Genomic DNA, 20,347 nt, shown 5'->3' on the forward strand with positions numbered 1-20,347 from the left:
TGTGCAAGGATTTTAGCGATTAGTTGATTTTTATATCAAGAAACCACCGGGTCAATCAATAACCGCTCATCCAAGTCCAGCCGAAAAGTTCCATAGGGATTGATATGACTCCAGGTTAATGGAGTTAGCCCTCGCCAGTCTTCCTTTTGCATCAATTTCAACCAATCTTTCTCTGACAAAATTTGTTGCATCATCAACGTATTGATATACACCAAACAAATCTGTAACAAATGCAATGACAACACCGCTATCTCTTGGTCTTCCAACCGATTCGTAGCGATTTCACTATTTTTACCATAAAAAATAAAACTATTTGCACTATTCCATTGCTCCACCACATTCAGCCCTTCATGAATTTCTTGACGCAACTCCTCCCGGCTAAGATATTCACACAGAAAAATCGTCTTCATCGCCTTTCCCAACTCAGCCAAAGCTTGATAAGTCGGATGAATAATATTAGAACGACTAAATCGTTTTAAAATCACCTCAGTTTCCGCTGTTCCCAATCTTAAAGCCGTCGCATATTTAATCATCTGGTCATATTGATTGCGAATCAATTCCCAATTAATCGGTCTGGTCAGCACCGGCTGTAAATTCGGATAAGCATTACCAAGACCTGCCACCGGACGATACAATTTCTGTTTGTGAATTCTCTTCAAACGGGGTAACAACTGAAAACCTAACAGATGACAAAAAGCAAAAGCTACCTCACTCTGACCATCAGGTTCACTGGATTTGAAATCCAGTGCTTGCCTGATGGCGCCTTCCGCGCCATGAGTATCAACATAATTCTTTTCCACCTTCATATCCGTACAATGGCGTAACAAACCCTCAATCATCGCCGCCACCTCAGAAGAAGAACAAGTTTTCAACTGAGAATAAATACAAACAGATTTCCGCTCAACGTGCCAGTAAATCATTACCCCTCGCCCACCATAGCGGATATGCCATTCCGTCATCAAATTCTGATCCCAAGACCCAAACTTTTTCGAGTCACTTGCACAAGCGGTTGTACCTTCACCCCAAATTGTCGGCATTCTCACTTGAAAAATAGCATTAACTACCTGTGCGATGGCATTTCGCAAATTTTCTTTATGAATATAACGCCGTTTGACATAGAGCAAATCGGGATAGTTTTCTCCAGTTCCTCCACAACTAATCCGCTTCAGCCCGGTATTAGTTCCTAATCCAAACAAACAAAGTAATAGCCGTCTTTGTAGAATTTTCCTGTCCAAACTCTCGCATCGGAGCTACACTGTGAAACTGTTCCGTAAACCCCATTCGCAAATCCGTTTCTTTCAGAACATCTAACAAACTGGTCATCGGCCAGCGGGAAATTAATTCTCCCTTGAGCCGTTGTAAATTTAACGGTTCTGCTTGAGGTTCAACCGGAGAAACCGAAATCCAACCCTTCTCTCTAGTCAAAATCTTTACCCTTTGATTTTGGGGGATTTTAGCATCCAATTGCTCTAAAGCCCGAGTCATTTTCTGCTGTAAGTTACTAATAAAAGCTTCAGCATCAGTGGGCTGCCCCAAAGCTTGATAATAAACCTGCCGTTGCACCTCAAAATCTTTGGGTAAGTCGGATTCGGGATTGCCATAACGTTTGGCGCCAACCACCCAAATTTCTTTGGAACGCAGTTGCTCTCTTAATGCTTGAAGCGCGCTAATTTCATAATTGACCCGGTTAATTTTTTCAACTCCAGATGAGTCTACTTCCACCACAATTTCCCGCCAACTATTTTTAAGCACTCCATCAACAAAAACTTCATCCTCTGATGAGTAATAGTGTTGAGAACTATCCGTATACTTTTTAATGAGTTCTAGCGCTTTGATAACAGGTTGGTAAAGTTCGTTATTCGAGCGAAATTCCAAAGCTTCAAGGATTTGTGGCACCATGCGGCGATAATGGTGCAAATAAGAAGCTCGCATCACCGTATAAACTCGCTCTCGGTAAGTAGGGCCGCTCGACTTAAACTCTTTGACCAAATTCTTTAAAGTAGATGGACTAACTACCGGATAGATGACATCTTGTACTGATTTTTCTGGATGTTCTAGAGAAGCAGTTGCCATCCGAAATAAAATATTGTTTTTTCCACTGACTCGCTTGAAGTCGGCAATTAGTTCTTTATCTACCTTTCGTTCAGCACGGATACCAATGCGATGTACGATTTGAATCAGCAATTCAACTAAACTGTCTGTAATTTCTTGGCTTCTCTGCCAACAAAATGCTGCAACTAACGTATAGCGAATTGGGTCAGGATGGCGGCGCAACTCTCTCGGAGGTTCGGCTGAAGCGCGTTGTCGGTAGTGATGTATAATTTTGGGAGAAATCTCAGTAAATAGATTTTCTGGTAATTCTAATTGCCGAATAGTTTCTAACTTATCAATCTCTTTAAGCAAACTCTCAAGCCCCACACGACCCGGGTCGGCTTTCAGATGATTGAAATCAAAGGTCTGAGATGGGGTAGCTTGTTCTTCTAAGGCTTTATCTGTATTTAAAATCCCATCAATTTTCGCTCTCGTTTCTGACGAAATTTGAGCAGAAGTCGTGGCACAAAAGTTTTGTTCGCAACTGTGCAGTGCGGAGCGAATTAACCTCTCAATTCGCTCGCTAGTGGGCGGTTCAATTTTTAACTCTCTTAGCCGTTGATATACGATTTCGGTTAAATGCTGTTCGTTGCGGTCAAAAGTAAGCACGTTTTCGCTCAACCATTCGCTCAGAGAGTTAAAATCAGCAACGGTGGCTTCCCTAAACCCAAAAAAGCTACGAATCTGCGCTCGATGATATTCAATGGTGCGTCCGCTCCACTTATACTCGCGCCATTGGGAGGCTGATACCTCTACTTGAAGAGCGATGTAGGATATGACGGATTTAGGAATTTCTTGCTTTTTAACAGGAAACCGAGCATCTTTACAAAAGCATTTGAGTAAAACGGCGAAACCAAGCCGCGTGGCTCCAGTTTTATTGGCTAGCAGTGTCCTTTCTCCCTCAAGTAGGGTGAAATGTTCGATTAATTCTTCTGACTCCCAAGCAGCGTTTCATGTAAACCGCTCCCCAATTTAACAGAATTTTAGTTTGATAACAAAACAGACCCCGGTATTCATTTGAATTTTTTAAGAGGGGACTTGTTCGACTCAGCGTAAGGAGTACCGCAGTGGGGACAAAATTTATGTTTGAACGATGCGATAGGCTCCTGGCAGCTAACACAGCCAGAACGTAGTTGAGTGCCGCAAAGCAAACAATACTTGGCTTTTGGCATTGTCCATGTCGGGTCTGGGTTAGTACCTCCCTTCCAGCACTTGGGACAGTATTGTTTCTTCTGTACGCCTTCTACAGGTACTCCAGAAACAACGGCATCTAGGTATTCTTCTGGAATGTTTAAGGCGATAGCCAGCCCCTTTTTGGTTTTCTGGTTGAGACGAAGTGTTTTCCCTCTTTCCAGCTTGCCCAGGCTCTGTCCATGAATTCCGGCGGCGGCGGCTAGTTGCTGTTGGGTCATCGAAAGACGGGTTCGCAGCCTTTTGATGTAGTTTTCTAGAGATTCTTGGGGCTGTGGAGCGATTGAGCCGTCAAAAGTATACATGATAGTATCTAAGTTTTTCCGGAAATTAAGTGTTTAGAGCAGAAAAACACTAGCCGAACTGTGATTTCCGGAAAGTTTGGTTTTTAATGGTTACTTTAGCTCAACTAGCGACAGAGTTTTTAGAGCGTCCCGGTCTGGCTAAAAGTACGCGACGTTCTTATGAGACGGCGTTAATACCACTGCTTACTTTTCATGGGCGAAAGCCTGTAGAAATTATTAGCCGTCAGGTCATCTGTGACTATTTGCAAAGCTTGGAACATTTATCAATCAATACTCACCATCGACATCAAGCAATTATTCAATCGCTGTTCAACTATGGGGTGGCTTTTGGTTATCTTAAAAGTAATCCGATTGCTGGTTTGGCTCGCCGCAAGCCATTATTGGAGAAAGGAGAGCATGGTACGGATGAAGTCATTCGTTATTTGAATCATTTGCAGCTTGTAGAGTTGTATAAAGTTGTTTCTCAGGATGTACGTTTGCACGCTATTGTCCGGTTGTTGCATCGCACAGGGGCTAGAATTGGTGAAGTTTTGGCACTGGATTTAGAACAAGTAGATACTATCGTTCGCAAGTTTCAGGTGGTGGGTAAAGGGAACAAACAACGATGGTGTTTTTATAGTGAGGATGCAGCACAAGTTTTAGATAAATACATTAAGTATTATAGGGATACAGGTTCTACTGCGTTATTTACTGCACGAAATCCATTTACTCAAGAAGTGACGCGCTTGTCTGATCGCCGAGTTGATAGTAATTGGTGTGATTTGACGGCGCAAAGTTTTGTTTTGAAAGGTGCGAGGCTTCACGATTTAAGACACACTTTTGCTACAGAAAGAGTGGGATTAATGTCTATTGAAGAGTTACGAGCGTTGATGGGACATGAAAAGATTCAGACTACGTTAAGATATCAAAAAGTCACTTCGCTTCGAGCTGAAGTTGTTGCACAAAAGGCTTTAAAGATTTTGACTTCTGCTGAATCAGAGATTTCTTATTAAATTAAATTAAAGCTACACAAATCATATATTTTTGAGCATATAGGCGATGTTTGGGAGAGTAGTGACTATACTCTGCCGTGGTTAACTGAGTGTTGTCCTAGAGTCCGGGCTGGTTTTCAGAAAAAAAGGGGCTGTAACCATGACCTGGCAATTGTTTCACTCGCTACTTTGCGGTTCGTGTCAGCTTCGCTATTTCTACGCCTAAATTTAGTCCCGATTTGATGAAAAAGTTCCGACACCCGTATTAATCGGTACTGTGTCAACTTCTGTAAAGAAGTGCTTAAAAAGCGAGTACAGCAGTGTTTTAAGTTCGTTGGCACTTCATAACAGCTTCTCTAGCATTAGCCCAAGTGGGAAGATGATGATCAAATATCATCTCCGATTGACAGAGGGGGGAGTGAGAAGCCATGATAGAGAAAAGGATGCAGTTGGGAAATGCTAACGCGCTCAGGTGTATCAAAAACGAATGGAGTTGCAGATAAAATTTCTAAGTTTTGGCGAAGCATCAAAATAATTTTTATCAATAGCGGTTTTCAGATTGGAGTCAAACTATGTCCTGTTCAACTAGGCTGAGTTTGTCTTCTTTTCGGCAAAGTCTGCGGTCAATATAGCAGTACGCGAATCGTATCTCCGTACACGCCAAACTGTCTATTTAACAACTCCGTAAAAACACGGAGATATAAACTGAGCTAATTCCGTAGTTTCACGGATACACTTTTGAGGAAAGAAAGTTATATTGATGTGTAGTGAACAAATTGATAGAAAAGCTCATACATTTCTTTGTCAACAAGCAGTTAATCATTGTCCCTCATCGGTTATGGGGTTTATGTTAACCAGATTGTGTTAAGCGCATCTTCACGGAGAAGTAGTATCAGGTTTTCTCGCTAAGTATTTTAATCAGGATCTACATCAACGTACTAATTTTTGATTGCCCACGTTCCGGAGGTTCTATCTGGCGCGTTGCAGTCAAACTGTTTCGTGCATTCATTTAGAAAATTAACCCAATTATGACTACTCTCAATTTCGACGAAAATACCTATCTCCAACAACATTCCGATGTTGCCGAAGCCGTTGCCGAAGGACGCTTAGGAAGCGGCTATGAACACTGGGTAAAGTTTGGTTTCAACGAAGGTAGAACGCCACAAATTCCCTTTAACGAACAGTTTTATCTCGACTTTAACCCCGATGTAACCGAGGCAGTTACTAACGGTAATTTTGTGACGGGTTTTGAACATTATGCCTTATTTGGAGCCTCAGAAAATCGGGCATCTGTTGGCAGTGAAACGCGAGAAGGTTCCCAACTTCAATAAATTTTAGACCGGGGTTTTCTGCGGGTTGCTGTTAACGATGATGCCATTGGCTTTAGCAACCAAGAAGCGGACGGTTCTTTTAGTGGGATGGGAATTGATTATAGTCGCGCATTGGCTACGGCTTTATTTGATAACCCCAATTCTGTAGAATTTGTGGTGGTTGAAGCGGGGGAAGATTTTAACAGCGTTGCCAGTGGAACCGTCGATATTGCCGCCACTTTGCCCACCCATTCGGTTCTCCGCGATGCCACTTTAGGAGTAGACTTTTCCCCTACGGTTTTCTTCGACACCCAAGGGGTTTTGGTGCGGGGCGATAGCGGAATTAATTCGGTTGAACAGTTGCAAGAAACGACTGTGGGCGTATTAGCAGGAACCCGCTCTCAACAAAATTTAGAAGATGCCGCCCAACGTGCCGGAATTACCTTAAACATCCAAACATTTCCGTCTCAAGATGACCTGTTTGCCGCCTACGATGCGGGTGAAATCGGTTCAGTTTCCATTAATCGCGGCGTTCTCAGCAATCGCATTCCCACCTTATCTAATCCGGGAAATCAAGTGATTTTAGAGGAGAATATTGGCAAAGAACCGTTAGCATTTATTGTACCCGAAAATGAGTCAGAATTTGCCGATGTAGTGCGCTGGGTGGTTAACGCTCCCATTCAAGCGGAATTCTTCGGGATTAATTCTCAGAATGTGAATGAGTTTCTGGATGGGAATAGCGACATCAAACGCTTTTTGGGCGTGTCAGGGAATTTGGGAGAATCCCTGGGAATTGATAACGATTTTGCGCTGAATATCATTCAACAAGTTGGAAACTACGAAGAAATTTATAATCGGAATTTCGATGAAACTGCGCTACCCCGAAATCTCAATGAACTGATGTTTGTCGAACCGGGAGGTCTGGTTTATTATCCTCCTTTTTCCGGTAGCGATAAAGTAACTGTGCCGTTGGTGGATAACGATAACCGCAACGTTTTACAAGAAGTTTTAGACCGGGGTTTTGTGCGGGTTGGGGTGAGGAATGATGCCCAAGGACTCGGTTTTGCAGAGGAAAATGGTAATTTAACCGGGTTTGATGTTGATTTGGGTCGGGCGCTGGCTGCTTCTTTATTTGGCGACCCCAACGCGGTTGAATTTGTGATTCAAACAACAGGTTCTCAGCGCTTTAGTGATGTTGCTAATGGTGTTGTTGATGTTACGAGTCGAAATGCAACTCACAATCTTAGACGGGATGCGCTGTTGGGGGTAGATTTTGCGCCGATTAATACTTACGATGCTCAATTTGTAGTCACTCCAACCGCCAGTGGAATTACTACTTTGGAACAGCTTGCAGGGGGTCGAATTGGTGTCAGTGCGGGTACAACTTCTGAGACTCGGTTACAAGAAAAGTTGAGCGCGGCAGGCATTAATGCGGAAGTCGTGGCTTTGGATAATTTTCAGACCATATTTGACAGTTATATCAATGGGGAATTAGATGCGATAACGGGAGATGGGGGTCTGATTATTTCCAGTCTTCTGACCTTACCCGTAGAGCAACGAAGCCAGCATCAGCCCTTTCCAGAAGTCTTGGGAGAGGAACCTTTAGCAATGGTGGTGGATGAGAATCAATCCCAGTGGAAAGATGTGGTTTCTGGCGTTACTTATGCGGTTACGGAAGCGTTAGAACTGGGTTTAACTTCGGAAAATGTGACGGCAGAACTTGAGAGTTCAAACCCGGTTATTCGCCGTTTTTTAGGAGTAGAAGGAAATGTCGGAGAAAGTTTGGGTTTGCCGAATGATTTTGCGTTGAATGCAATTTCAGCAGTGGGGAACTACAGGGAGATGACAGAGCGAAACTTCCCGGGTATTGAGCTTGAGGGTATTCTGCCTTATACCGAGGGCGGCACTTTGTTCTCCGTTCCTTTTGCTTAATTTCCCTGAGTTGGGGTGGTTTATCAATCACCCTTACAAAAATTAACCCTCAAGATTGTCTTTCAATGGAAATTATAGTGATGCAAGCCGCTATTAACTCTCTGCCAAACCCAACAGAAGAACAGCAACTCTTACAGTGCCTTTCTCGGGGCGAAATTAATGCCTTTTGGCAATTGTTTGAACAGCATCGAGATTACCTGTTTCGTTGCTGTGTTAAGTGGATGAATGGCAATTCTATCGAAGCTGAAGATGTCCTCAGTCGAGCGATAATAAAAGCGTGGGAAAAAATTAAACAGAATACTGTTGTTATTGATAACTTTAAAGCCTGGTTGACCAAACTGACCTATAACCTCTGCATCGATATTCATCGACAACATAACAGAAATACAAAAAAAATCGAGTCTTTAGATACCGTTTGTTCAACACAGCAAGAAGAATGGGTCAGTCAAGAAGAAACTCCTTTTCTCAGTGCTACGCGCCGAGAAACCGCGCAATTTTTACGAAATGCAATTGAAAATTTACCGCCGAGACTGCGCGAAGTTTTTGTTCTGTTTGCAGACCAAGAACTTTCTTATCAAGAAATTGCCCAACACCTGAATATTTCTTACGATAATGTCCGCAAACGCATTTCTCAAGCCCGAAAAACTTTAAGAGAACAGTTGCAGGAGTATGAGGGAGGAGAACAAAGCGTTCCATCTCTAAAAATCAAAAAATCTCAGAAAGAAAAGTTAGAAAAGCCTGTTAAAACTGAAAATATTGTCTCATCTGGCGAGTTAGAAAAAGAACTGATTATTGCGGATGACAATTCCTCAGATACAGCATCTTCTATTGAACACAATCAACCTATTTTTATTGAAAAGCCTGTAGATGAAGTAGAGAAAAAACCTATTTCTCATTCGTCTCCAATTCAAAACATGAGCGTAGCCCACGCTTTGCGAACAGTAGAAATCCAACGAAAATTTACTCGGGAATTGAGTTGCACGAGCGCACCGGATTTTAAATACCGTGAAAGAGCGACTTTTTCAATTGTAAAATTTGAATGGACAAAATCTCTAAATTATAGGCGTAAGCAATCTTTGAAGTTAGGGCGTATGTCATACGCTCCTAAAGAAACCCCCTGGCTAACTTTGAGGAGAAGAATTGAAGTTCAAAATCCCACTAAATTTGGGAACTTCAGGGGCAAACTGTGCTGGCAGATGTGGGCAGACAGTGGGGGTTTTACAACGTTAAAATCCCGGATTTCTACAAGTATGGGGATAGATTCAAGCTAAATCCTGTTAATAGATTTTCACCGGATAATTCTGTGGGAAGGTTTCGTACTTCCACGTCTTGTTCTGGGCGATAAATTTCTACTTGTTGCTGTTGGGGGTTAATCAACCATCCCAGTTTTACTCCTGCGTCCATATATTCTTGCATTTTCTGGCGTAGGGTTTCCAAATCATCGGTTGCTGACCTTAATTCGATCACAAAATCGGGTGCAATAGGGAAAAATTTTCGCCTTTGTTCGGCTGTGAGTGCTGAGTAACGTTCCCGTTGAATCCAAGCGGCATCAGGAGAACGAATGGGCGTAGCCCACGCTTCGCGAACAGCGCCATTGGGTAACTTAAATACAGTGGAGGAACTGAAGGTATAACCCAGGTTAGTTTGCCGATTCCAGATTCCCAAATCGATAATTAAGTCCGCTTCCCGATTGCTGCTATCGCCTTCAACGGGTGGCATAATAATTAATTCTCCTCTGGCGGTGCGTTCAAAGTTCAAATCACGGTTATTTTGACATAACTGATAGAACTGTTCGTCTGTGAGGTGAACGGTATCTAAATTTAATGTCAAAGGACTTGTAACCATACAGTTAGCCTGAATAGTGGTAGTGATTATACCATGCTACTTTTTACTTGCCAATATAATCCTAATGTGCTAGTGGATGCCTGGAAATGTCTGACTGCCTCTGCGGGAAAAAGTATCCATCTTGAAAGTGATTTGACGAGGTGCAGGGACTTTCAAAAATTTATCCGGTTGAAGAGTTCACAATTTAGCATCGGTAAACGTCTTACTAATGGAACAAGAAAAGTTCCAATCCAGACTGAACATATTTTACGTCACTCGTGATTGTGTTTCAGTCAAAAAAAGCTCAAATTGTAAGTAAAAAAGGAAAAAAATATGCGGTATATCCTACGATTTTAGTAGTAATCTTTGACAAGATACCTCTAAAAATTCAAGCCAAATCAAATTGATATTTGGCTTAGAAAACAACCCGAAAGTGCGGATAATTCAGTTAGATATTGCCAGTTAAAAATCCGCCTAAACGTTGCTCTCTCCTATCCCCACCCGGTGGAAAATCAATAAAAGTCCCCCCTTTTTTCTGGGGGACTTTGAGGGAGCAAACAAACTTAGGATACTAACAAGCAACTTGGGTGATTAGCTCAATTTGTGGCTTCGTCTAAAAACTGGCATCTATCCGCACTTTTCACCCCAACTTTTTATCAAGAATCAGCAACAAACTCATCAAGGATAATCATGGTTAATTTACTGAAAAAATCTCTTCGCTTGGTTAATGTTTGTGTCTTAGCTATTTCATTGATGGTATTATGTTTCCCGACTGTAGCAATGGCAGATGCAGAGAATTTTACTCAGGCAGTAGAAAAAAGTGTTATGGTGCATGACGGAGTATTGCACGTCAACAAACAGGGTAGTGTGAAACAAACAGAGATAATTCGTTCTGCAATTGTTTCATTGCCCGAGGGTGAAACGGGAACGGTAACGAGTATTATAATTACTGGTCCTGATGGGCAAAGAGAATTCGGCTGTCAAAATCTTAAAGTCCAGAAGGGTACTGATTTAATTAAAGAATGTGGTGGATCGGCTGTTTTACAAGAAGGTCTAACAATATATCAAGCCGAAGGACGTGATTTTAGTCCCAATCCTAACGCTCCATTTAGTGTTGATTTAATCTTTTAATTTTTTCCTAAAAAGCACCTCATTTTGATTCCAGTTACGAGAGGGCGAGATATTTAATTCAATCCCCCAACCCCTCTCAGTACGAAAAATAATATCATTTTTCAAAAGTTGACAAAACAACTTAAAAATCCATGAGAAACTTTCAACCCCGCCCGAGTGGTAAAATATTTACTCTTAACTTAGCGGTGATCGCCATCTGCTTCTTAATTGGTTTAGCTGGATTTGGTTATATTCTAGCGACATTACCGGGAATTGGGGAGCCTTCAACAAATCTGCCTCAAACTTGTATTACTGGCGGCTGGAAACTGGCATTAATTATCACCCACGTTTTTACTTTTGCCCTCATCCCTCTGGCGATGAAAATTTTTTATGAAAGTTTAAAAAGATTGGAATGGCCATCAAGAAGCATCTTTGCATCTCAGCTTGGTCTAGCATTTATTATGGTAGCGATCGCCTCAGAAATTGGTTGGCACGTTACCCAATGCTGGTATTATCAAAACGATTTTACAATGCTGAATTTCATGTTTTACTTTTTCTTGATTTCAGCATTTGCATTGTGGTCGGATGGTTTAGTCAAGCAGACCACTACTCTTTCTAATTTAATCAACGTTGTTTTTGCGATCAGTTTGTTAGGTGTTTCTATTTTGTATCATTTGGGTTCCGAAGCCAGCAACGATCAATTTAAAATTCCCATTTATATTTTACTAACGCTGATTTTTGCTGTCTTGACATATCGAGGCTATAAATTCCTTCAAGATTGGAAAATTCTTCTGGTTCCGTTTTTTTCCGTTGGAGTTAACTTAACATTTTTCTTTCTCCTAAACAAGTATGGAGGCAATCCTGATACTGACCCGCAAATGGCTTTCAATGCTTTATTTCATATCCTCCATGATTTGGGTGGGACCGAAGCGGGAGTCGCTATTTTTACTTGGCTAGTTTACAGCAAAGGCCTTGAGAAATCCAGCCCTAGCAAACAACAAATATTAGTACCTCAAAATTCGTAAATTATGGTGAGCTTGAGAGTTGAATTATTAACGATGAATAACATTTTACTCATCATTAATCCCCTCGGACATCTAAGTATCGCTCTAATGGAATGGATATTACTAGATTGGGGAATTCGTCTGCGGCGGCAATCATCTGTTGTAGCGATAACTGTGTTGTCTTTATTACTAGCCAGCACTAGCTATGATAACTTGATTCTGGCAATGGGAAACCTTATTGGTGCAGGAGATTTGTTAAAAAGTATCAGTATGATTCGCTTTCTCTTGCACTACTTAATTATGCCGTTTTTAATCGTAATTGGTGTTGAATTAGCTCACCGTGCTGGCGCAGCTTGGGCGACTAAAATAGTACGAGTTTTATCGTGGGTAATTGCATTCGCACTGGCTGGAGTAGATGTCATCACTAACTATATGAAACTCCAATTAGAGCCAACCTTTTTTGCCGGAATTTTGCGTTATACCCCGATTAATCCGAGTAGTCCACCAATCATTACCATTGTCGTTAGTTTGTTCATGGTACTAATTGGTATTGGCATCTGGGTTAGACTGAAATGGTCGTGGTTATTTGTAGGAGCATTAATTGCCTTAATTGGCAATGCTCTGCCTTCATCCCTTGTAGGTACTCTTCCCGCTAGCGCATCTGAATTAATCATGGCTTTCAGTTTGCTATTAACGGAGCAGCAAGTACAGGTTCTCTACAATCAACCTGCTCAAACATAAACACAAAAGGATAGAATTATGGCAGATCATAAAACTTCAGACGCTGCTTTCGAGTGGCAGCATATTATCCCAAAAGACGGCTACACAATATACCAATCGGGCAGTCACGAGTTAGGGAATTTTATCCAAATTTTTGCTCCTAATATTCCCTACCGTGATGCCGAAGGAAAACTGAAGTTAATTGCTTACTTACACGGCTTTGCCTTGTGTTTGCCAAAATTTTATCAAGAGCATTTAGAATTTTTGGCTAAACAAGGGTATTACGTGGTTTTTCCGGACTTTCAAAAAAGCCAATATCCAGACGAGCTAACAAATAAAATCAGGGAAGAAAAAGCTCCTTTATCCCTTTGGTTTAACATTTTGACTGATGTAATTTCAAAATGGAACAAATTCAAGATAGAGGAGACTTTACCGCAATATCGCCGAAATAAAATTGGTCCGATTGTCCGTAAGCTGGTCAAACCGACTCCATTCAAGTACCTTCGCCTTTCCTTAGCCTTAGTCGTGTTAATTTTGGTGATTAGATTGTTAAATCGCCGCTATGGAAAGCATCTTACTCAGCTTATTTCAACCGTTGGCTTTAGTCTGGCACATAGTCCAGTAGAATGGATTAAACAAGCGATCTATATTACCGATAAAGGTTGGAAAAAGTTATCCGAAAATAATCTCACTATCGCTCCGTCCGAGTTTGATTTCTATGTATTCGGTCATTCTTTGGGAGGATTATTAGCATTGAGTTGGCCTATCTATCTTGAGGAAAATCAACAAAAGTTTTTACCCAAACAAATTATTACTGCCGATCCTGCGCCCAGTACCGATATGGGCATTCCTCTAACAGTGATCTGGATTTTAAAACTGTTCCAAGTGCCGTTTGCAGCAAATCCGATCAGCATCGCTAAAATTGGAAATAAGTTGAGTGATATTCCTGTTGGGATTTTGCATGGATCTGATGACAAAATTGTTAAGCCACAATTTTGGGTTAACAAAGCATTTTGGCAACAAAAATCTAATTTTGACTGCATCGCGAGTCAAGAGAAGAAAATTTACTTTTCCCTTTCCAACAAAAAGTACAATCCCCCCTTAATTGCCTTTCATAACCAAGCCGTAACCGACACCACTTATTTTAATGATGCGTTGTTTGCCAAGTTGGGTGGGGTGAAAAAACAGCCAAATCTTTATAACTTCCAATATATTTGGCTCGGTCTCGATCTAGTGGTGAAGAACCAAGCTGACGTTAATCAGTTACTCGATAAATTTAATCAGCCGGGAAGTTTGATCAAAGTTACAGATACTTTGCCAGAAAAACCGATGAATTTCACCAAAATCGCGATCGCATTGTTGGTTGGGCTGAGTTTATTGGGTTTAGGATACTGGTTCGGGCAATATTACACACCTATGTAATGCTAACCCCTTCTCTTAACTCTAAAAATTCAAGTCTTCACCTGGGCGATCACCTTAAAGAAGATGTAAAAAAGAAATATGACAACTCAGATTTCGTTCTTCAATAAAATTCTAACCTCAAGTTAGGCACAGTTCAATTAACAATTAACCTATCGGGGAGTATACCATGACTTTCAAAATTATCAGCTTAGATGGCGGCGGCATTCGTGGAGTTTTATCTGCCACAATTCTACGGGCAGTACAGACGACACTAACAGAAAAAAAGGGACATAAATTACATGAATATTTTGACTTGGCTTCTGGCACCTCCACTGGCTCAATTCTGGCTGCGGGAATTGCCTGTCAGATGGACACCGATAAGATGATTAATCTTTACAAGGATGAAGGAAAAAATATCTTCCTAGACTCTGTACGTCAGCAGCGACAATGGCGGATAGTAAGTCAAGCGGTGGGAAGTCATGTGTTTTATCCACACGAACAGGGAGAGCGGGGTTTAGCTAAAGTTTTGGAGAACCAGTTAGAACACCCAGAATTGGGTAAAAATGTGAAAATTGGTCAGATTACTAAACCTCATATTTTGATTCCTGCTTATGACGTTTATTCGCGAAACACAACCTGGTTTAATAATAGCGATCCTACTGCATGGTACTCCAACCTTGAACTCTGGAAAATCTGCACGGCTTCAGCCTCAGCACCCACGTTTTTCCCCCCTTATGAACTTCCCTATAATGCGGATCAAAGTTTGCCCCATATTGATGGTGGAGTATCAGCTAATAACCCCGCGTTAATGGCGATCACCCAGGCATTGTATATTGAAAAAAAGAACGGATTAAACTTAAGCGATATTGCTGTCCTTTCCATTGGAACTGGCAATACAACTAAGGCTTTCAAATATGAAGACATCAAAGGATGGGGACAACTGGGCTGGGCTAGGCATCTGCCGGATATGTTTATGAATCCTGCTGCCCAAATTTCTGAAGCTATCTGTTGCCAAATCCTGGAAAGTGCAGAGGGGCATTATTTACGTTTAGATTTCGATTTAAACGAGCGATTTAAAGGAGAACGACAGCCCAGTCGTCTGCGTCAAACCTTGGCTAAGTTAGAGGAACCCTATAACAAATATATTGCCGAGCATAAAAAGCAGGAGAAAAAAGTCAACGAAGACATCGATAATCCTGACAGTTGTCCTGAACTGATAGAGGCGGCTGAATGCTATCTTGAATGCGGCAAAGTCTATTATAAGAATCAATGGGTTTCAGTTCAAGAGGCAATTGAACAGTTTATCGAATCGAATTAAGCATTAAGATATCGGAAAAGAAGACGATTGTTAACGGTGAGCATTGCCCATCAATCAATAAGTAGCAGGTCGGCTTGCCCACCGTAACTAAAACCTTGATAAAATATCGAAGTATAGCCCTTAAAAGTCAAATCATAACAAAAAGGAGGTGATATTTATGTGTAGACCATTGCGGCGAATCATATTCTGTTTTTAGTCTTTGACCCGTCCGATTTAATAACAGTAATTAATTCCGAGGGTGACTTACAGAATTAGAATAGGTATTTTCAACCCTGATAATTGAGAGAAGATCCATCGAACAATCAGAGGGATAAAAAACCTATCTTTCGTCCAAATAACAAAAGATTCGATTTTAAGTTCGCTTTACTTGTTTGCAGTACATACTATACTTCCAAAAGGTGAAAATGATGAACGCTAAAGAAATAGCAACTACCACTCCCCAACTCCAAGCAGCCGCCGATTTTTTATCAATCCTTGAAACAAAACAGGCAGATAATTTATTCACATTGTTTCCCAAATATGGCTTGTATAATTCCCTTTTTCATATCAAGGGATTCCGGGTTTAGAGTTTTTTAAGCTTAAAATTCGGCAGCGGATCTATGAACTTTTTCAATGGGTTGAGTAGCAGCCAACCGACCAAAAAGCTATCCAGATTAGATCCGCGAAAATCACAATCGAAAACCACCATAATTTTTCCTATTAACCCGTCATGCAGCAGCTTATTTGGTTTATCAAAACAATCAGTAAATACATTGGCTCCTACCGATGGCAATTTATTTTAATGTTTTGCTGTTTAATTTTTGATGCCGCCTTTGATTCGGTATTGCGAGTTAGTTTAAAATTTATTGTCGATGCAGCAATTATTCCTCAAAACTACAAACTTTTAATTTTTATCATCTCGCTGTTCGGCATTGGTGCTATTTTCTACATTGCTATTGGTTTACTCGGAACCCTCTTAGGAGCGCGTTTAGGTATTGTTATTATCAACAATATTCGTAGCTCGTTATTCGATCATCTTCAAAGCCTGTCGATGGAGTTTTTTGGGCGACGTTCAGCCGGAGATCTTGTTAAATGTTTGATTTCTGATGTTCAGAAAGTAGAAAATGGTTTGATTTCGATGGGGCTAACCGTTGTTGTTTTAGAAATTAGTAATATCCTGTTTGCTTCGATTTTTCTTTTCTTGCTCAACTGGCAATTAGCTATTTTTACTTGTATTGGTTTAACTATCTGTATCATTGCCCCGGCTCCCCTTGCCCAGATTGCCACTTCCAAAGGCTATTATTTACTAGAAAAGGAAGGAGAACTTGCCAATATTGTTGAAGAAAATCTTCTCTCCCAATCTGTTGTAAAATTATTTGGCATGGAACGTCGAGCTTCCCAGGATTTTTCGGATCGTTTGGATGACTTGAAACAGGTTTATATTGGGGCAGTATTTATATCCTACTTGGTCCAAAGAATTCCTATCACTCTTTTTGTTCTTACCCAACTTGCAATTTTAAGTATCGGTGCAGTGATGACCTTCAACGATTCCATGACAGTTGGAACCCTGGTTTCTTATCAGGTTTTGTTGTTGGGGTTAAATCTGAATATTCTTGCCTTTACAGGATCGCTTCCGATTGTTATTGATGGCGTAGCTGCCTTACGACGCATCAGCGAGATTTTCTCAGAAATTCCAACAGTTCGAGATACACAAGATGCTGTTACCTTACCGCATTTTTCCGAAGAAATTTATTTGGAGAATGTCACCTTTAATTATTCTGCCGAAAGAGTCGGGGTGAAAAATCTATCGCTGAAAATTCGTCAGGGCGAGTATGTGATGTTTGTCGGACAGAGTGGGGCTGGCAAAAGTACAATTGTTAACTTACTAACCCGCTTTTACGACCCCGATAAAGGACGCATTTTGTTGGATGGAATTGATTTGTGCCATGCTACAGTGCGTTCCCTTCGCTCTCAAATTGGATTAGTTTCTCAGGAGGTGATTCTGTTTAATACGACTATACGAGAAAATATTCGCATGGGATATTTAGAAGCTAGTAATGAACAGGTGGAAGCCGCAGCCAAAGCCGCAGAAATTCACGATTTTATCTTAACTTTACCCCAAGGTTACGATACCCCGGTTGGCGACAGAGGCGGACAATTATCGGGAGGACAACGGCAAAGAATCGCCCTCGCCAGAGCGTTGGTGAGAGATCCCGCTATTCTCATTCTTGACGAAGCCACGTCCGCCCTCGATCTGGCGACAGAAGCGGGGATTCTCGCCACCCTTGATCGCATCGCCAAACAACGCACCGTAATTGTGATTACCCATCGTATTACTCAAGCGTTGCGTGCCGATAAAATCTTTGTCCTCGAAAACGGACAGATTGTTGCATCGGGTCGCCATACCGACTTGGTGAAAGAAAAGGGACTCTATGCAACACTTTGGCAACAGGGTCATCAAGGCAGCAACAACTTGCCAGAACTTGCTCTTTCTTAGTTGCAAATTTGACATTTACTTAAAGTTTACTTGAAATTTTGGAGTTGAATACAATGACAAATACAAATGGCGATCGCAAATGGTTAATTCCTTCCACTCATCCCCTTACTGCCGAGTCTCCAGACCTAGAAAAAGCAGTTTGGGATGAAATTCACCAAGACTATGAAAAAAGTGCATTCAGTCTGACTCCCAGTCTCAAAATCTGCGAAATGTTAGTCTGTCCCTCCCATCAATCTCCGAGCTTTAATATTCCCAATTCTCCAGAAGTCAAAGTTTTAATTCCCGGTTGTGGTTCGGAAATTTATCTTCAGAAAACCTTGTTAGAGGCTTGTCCACAAATTGGACAAATTTACTGCACAGACTTTTCCCAGGTGGGAATTGAAAAAGCACTTGAAAAATGGAAACAAGCTGAGGGTGAGTCCAGACTGAACGATCAACAAATTGTTTTCGAGATGGTTGATTCCACTGAATTTACCGAAAAAAAACCAGAATTAGCAGAAAAGTTTGATTATGTCTTGATCGTTAATTCTGTGGTGTCTGGTGACGATGAAATTAATCGTAAAATGATTTACGAATTCTCCAAGGTTCTTAAACCCGGAGGCAAAATTTACGGATTTTTCCAAAGTACGCTGTGTTATGTAGAAATTTGCTATCTCAGCCGACAACACGCCCACTGTATGACGGAAGGTTTTGTTGACGTTGCTCACAATAAAGTTTGGGATGCCGAGTGGCAAAATGCACAGATTTATTATACTCCTCTGCGGTTGAATCGCATTTTTAAAGAAGCAGGCATGAAGCGACTCAGCATGGAGATTGATTTCTTAGATTCCGAACCTTTTGCTGAAATGTTTCAACAGATGATCGGACATGATGATCCTGATATTTACTGTTGGCAACTTCTCGTTAGGTATGAGAAAGAAAAGGTCTAAAAAGCCTTTACAGTTTTTAAAAAGGTTAAATAACGGCATAAAACCCAATATCTAGCGATTTTCAGGGGTCTAAAATGCCGTTAATAACTCCTTTTTACTGTTACTCCCCTTTCCTTTTAGTCCTTGAAGGAAAGGGGTTAGAAGTGAGGACGATATTGCTAGTTAAGTTTTTAAATTTATTTCCAGGATTTAAGTCAATCCGGATACGATCCCTCTTTCTTATATCATCCTATTAATCCTGCGCTTGAGGAAGTCGAAATTGCCACTAAAAATGCAGAAATTCACGAATTTATCCTCACTTTACCCCAAGGTTATGATACTCCGGTTGGTGATAGAGGCGGACAACTATCGGGAGGACAACGCCAAAGAATCGCCCTCGCCAGAGCATTAGTCAGAAATCCTGCTATTTTGATATTAGATGAAGCGACATCCGCCCTTGACTTAGTAACCGAAGCGGGTATCCTAGCAACGATTGACCACCTTGCCAAAGAACGCACTATTATTATGATTACCCATCGCATTACTCAAGCGTTGCGTGCGGATAAAATCTTTGTGTTAGAAAACGGCACGATTGTTGCTAGCGGTAATCATACAGAATTGTTGAAAAAAGAAGGAGTTTATGCCACGCTTTGGCAGCAAATGAATACAGGAAATTCCAATAGTATAGAAATTACAAGTGTTTAATGACTCACAACTAAGTAACTCGCCCAGTTAGTCAAATAGCAGCTTCATCACCGTTTGACCTTCGTAAATAGGGGTAAAACTAGCGAAGATACTGTTGGCGAAAGTAATCTAAGCGTATTTCAAAGTGAAGTATAAAAAGGAATTTTAGCAAAAAGATGGCAAGTGGTTAACCAAGTAATACATGGTTAACTCATGTTAAACTTATTCCATGTATTACTTGGAAGAAAAGATGAAACGCAAACGAGATCTTCAAGGAAAGTTTTCCCTTAAAGATGATGATTATCGTCTTGTCCGCTCTGTGAGGGGTAAAGACAAGATACGCGCAAAATTTATCACGATGTAAAGTTGTGTAAAGTAGCCATGTATTTATGTCTTTCAAACATTGCCTAGTTGGGTTCAATTTAGGCAATGTATAATGAAGGGAGAAACAGATCATAAAGCTTTCAGCTATTCTTACCCAACCACCCCAACTTCCCTTTTCGGCAAAGATGGTTTCTCACCCTCATCCCCCTGTAAAAGTAGCGTCAAAGCGAGAGCGGGAATATTTGCGTCCCAAGGAAGTGGAAGCAATTCACAAAGCAGCGCATTCATTTGGAAGACACGGAGTTCGAGATGCAGCCATTATTTTACTAATGTTTCGGCATGGACTTCGCACCGCAGAGTTAGTTTCTCTGAAATGGTCACAAATTGATTTGAACGACGGCTATATAGAGATTATAAGAGTAAAACACGGGCATGATAGCACTCATCCCCTACGCGCTCCTGAATTGAGGTCATTACGTCAGATTAAACGAGATTATCCTGAAACTCAGTATGTGTTCGTCTCCGAGCGCAAAGCCCCCCTCTCCACCCGAACTATCCGTCACATTATCGCCAGAGCCGGAGAATTAGCCGGACTTAAAGAATCTGTTTATCCTCATCAACTGCGTCATGCTTGTGGCTATTATCTTGCTTCACTTGGACATGATACCAGAGCGATTCAAGACTACTTAGGACATAAGAACATTCACCATACAGTCCGCTACACGCAGATGTCCCCCCAAAGATTTGAATCTTTTTGGACAGATTGAGCGGTTAAGAG

15 protein-coding genes and 1 pseudogene are annotated in these 20,347 nt (G+C 41.2%); 13 read left to right on the top strand and 3 right to left on the bottom strand.

The window, feature by feature from the left end:
- Positions 1 to 35: 35 nt before the first annotated feature.
- Both L8106_RS30575 and L8106_RS14740 read right to left on the bottom strand, forming a co-directional pair.
- Positions 36 to 3,015, bottom strand: a pseudogene (locus tag L8106_RS30575) (Tn3 family transposase).
- 89 nt (positions 3,016 to 3,104) lie between these two features.
- Positions 3,105 to 3,587, bottom strand: a complete 483-nt coding sequence (locus L8106_RS14740) for a zinc ribbon domain-containing protein (RefSeq protein ID WP_009785130.1) — start codon at positions 3,585 to 3,587, stop codon at positions 3,105 to 3,107.
- A gap of 86 nt (positions 3,588 to 3,673) precedes the next feature.
- Between L8106_RS14740 and L8106_RS14745 the strand changes: the two genes are divergently transcribed.
- The 4 genes from L8106_RS14745 to L8106_RS29650 all read left to right on the top strand — a co-directional run bounded on the left by L8106_RS14745 (position 3,674) and on the right by L8106_RS29650 (position 9,071).
- On the top strand, positions 3,674 to 4,579 hold the full coding sequence (locus tag L8106_RS14745) for a site-specific integrase (RefSeq protein WP_009785131.1): 906 nt from the start codon (positions 3,674 to 3,676) through the stop codon (positions 4,577 to 4,579).
- 1,007 nt (positions 4,580 to 5,586) lie between these two features.
- The gene (locus L8106_RS14750) at positions 5,587 to 5,889 is read left to right on the top strand and encodes a hypothetical protein (protein ID WP_009785132.1); all 303 of its coding nucleotides are present in this window, start codon (positions 5,587 to 5,589) and stop codon (positions 5,887 to 5,889) included.
- Between the two features lie 18 nt (positions 5,890 to 5,907).
- A complete protein-coding gene (locus L8106_RS29645; RefSeq protein ID WP_255348890.1) occupies positions 5,908 to 7,800 on the top strand; it encodes a transporter substrate-binding domain-containing protein in 1,893 nt (630 codons plus the stop codon).
- Positions 7,801 to 7,865: 65 nt separating this feature from the next.
- Positions 7,866 to 9,071, top strand: a complete 1,206-nt coding sequence (locus L8106_RS29650) for an RNA polymerase sigma factor (protein WP_050779128.1) — start codon at positions 7,866 to 7,868, stop codon at positions 9,069 to 9,071.
- On the opposite strand, the gene L8106_RS14765 is transcribed toward L8106_RS29650, so the two are convergent.
- The gene (locus L8106_RS14765; RefSeq protein ID WP_009785135.1) at positions 9,043 to 9,645 is read right to left on the bottom strand and encodes a Uma2 family endonuclease; all 603 of its coding nucleotides are present in this window, start codon (positions 9,643 to 9,645) and stop codon (positions 9,043 to 9,045) included. The two genes, L8106_RS29650 and L8106_RS14765, sit on opposite strands and share 29 nt — an antisense overlap.
- A gap of 669 nt (positions 9,646 to 10,314) precedes the next feature.
- Here L8106_RS14765 and L8106_RS14770 point away from each other — a divergent pair.
- The 9 genes from L8106_RS14770 (at position 10,315) to L8106_RS14810 (ending at position 20,336) form a co-directional block, all read left to right on the top strand.
- Positions 10,315 to 10,755, top strand: a complete 441-nt coding sequence (locus tag L8106_RS14770) for a hypothetical protein (RefSeq protein ID WP_009785136.1) — start codon at positions 10,315 to 10,317, stop codon at positions 10,753 to 10,755.
- 131 nt (positions 10,756 to 10,886) lie between these two features.
- Positions 10,887 to 11,759 carry a hypothetical protein gene (locus tag L8106_RS14775; protein ID WP_009785137.1) on the top strand — a complete coding sequence of 291 codons (873 nt, stop codon included), beginning with the start codon at positions 10,887 to 10,889 and terminating at the stop codon, positions 11,757 to 11,759.
- A 33-nt stretch (positions 11,760 to 11,792) separates the two neighbouring features.
- Positions 11,793 to 12,479 carry a hypothetical protein gene (locus L8106_RS14780; protein ID WP_039896417.1) on the top strand — a complete coding sequence of 229 codons (687 nt, stop codon included), beginning with the start codon at positions 11,793 to 11,795 and terminating at the stop codon, positions 12,477 to 12,479.
- Positions 12,480 to 12,497: 18 nt separating this feature from the next.
- Positions 12,498 to 13,880, top strand: a complete 1,383-nt coding sequence (locus L8106_RS14785) for a hypothetical protein (protein WP_009785139.1) — start codon at positions 12,498 to 12,500, stop codon at positions 13,878 to 13,880.
- 166 nt (positions 13,881 to 14,046) lie between these two features.
- Positions 14,047 to 15,177 carry a patatin-like phospholipase family protein gene (locus L8106_RS14790; protein WP_009785140.1) on the top strand — a complete coding sequence of 377 codons (1,131 nt, stop codon included), beginning with the start codon at positions 14,047 to 14,049 and terminating at the stop codon, positions 15,175 to 15,177.
- Between the two features lie 709 nt (positions 15,178 to 15,886).
- The gene (locus L8106_RS14795) at positions 15,887 to 17,653 is read left to right on the top strand and encodes an ABC transporter ATP-binding protein (protein WP_009785143.1); all 1,767 of its coding nucleotides are present in this window, start codon (positions 15,887 to 15,889) and stop codon (positions 17,651 to 17,653) included.
- A gap of 53 nt (positions 17,654 to 17,706) precedes the next feature.
- A complete protein-coding gene (locus L8106_RS14800) occupies positions 17,707 to 18,582 on the top strand; it encodes a class I SAM-dependent methyltransferase (RefSeq protein WP_009785144.1) in 876 nt (291 codons plus the stop codon).
- 258 nt (positions 18,583 to 18,840) lie between these two features.
- A complete protein-coding gene (locus L8106_RS34240; RefSeq protein WP_255348891.1) occupies positions 18,841 to 19,266 on the top strand; it encodes an ATP-binding cassette domain-containing protein in 426 nt (141 codons plus the stop codon).
- Positions 19,267 to 19,754: 488 nt separating this feature from the next.
- Positions 19,755 to 20,336 (top strand): tyrosine-type recombinase/integrase, encoded by a 582-nt coding sequence (locus L8106_RS14810; RefSeq protein WP_009785146.1) that lies wholly within the window; start codon positions 19,755 to 19,757, stop codon positions 20,334 to 20,336.
- The last annotated feature ends 11 nt before the right edge of the window (positions 20,337 to 20,347 follow it).

The organism is Lyngbya sp. PCC 8106, from assembly GCF_000169095.1.
GTDB lineage: Bacteria > Cyanobacteriota > Cyanobacteriia > Cyanobacteriales > Microcoleaceae > Capilliphycus.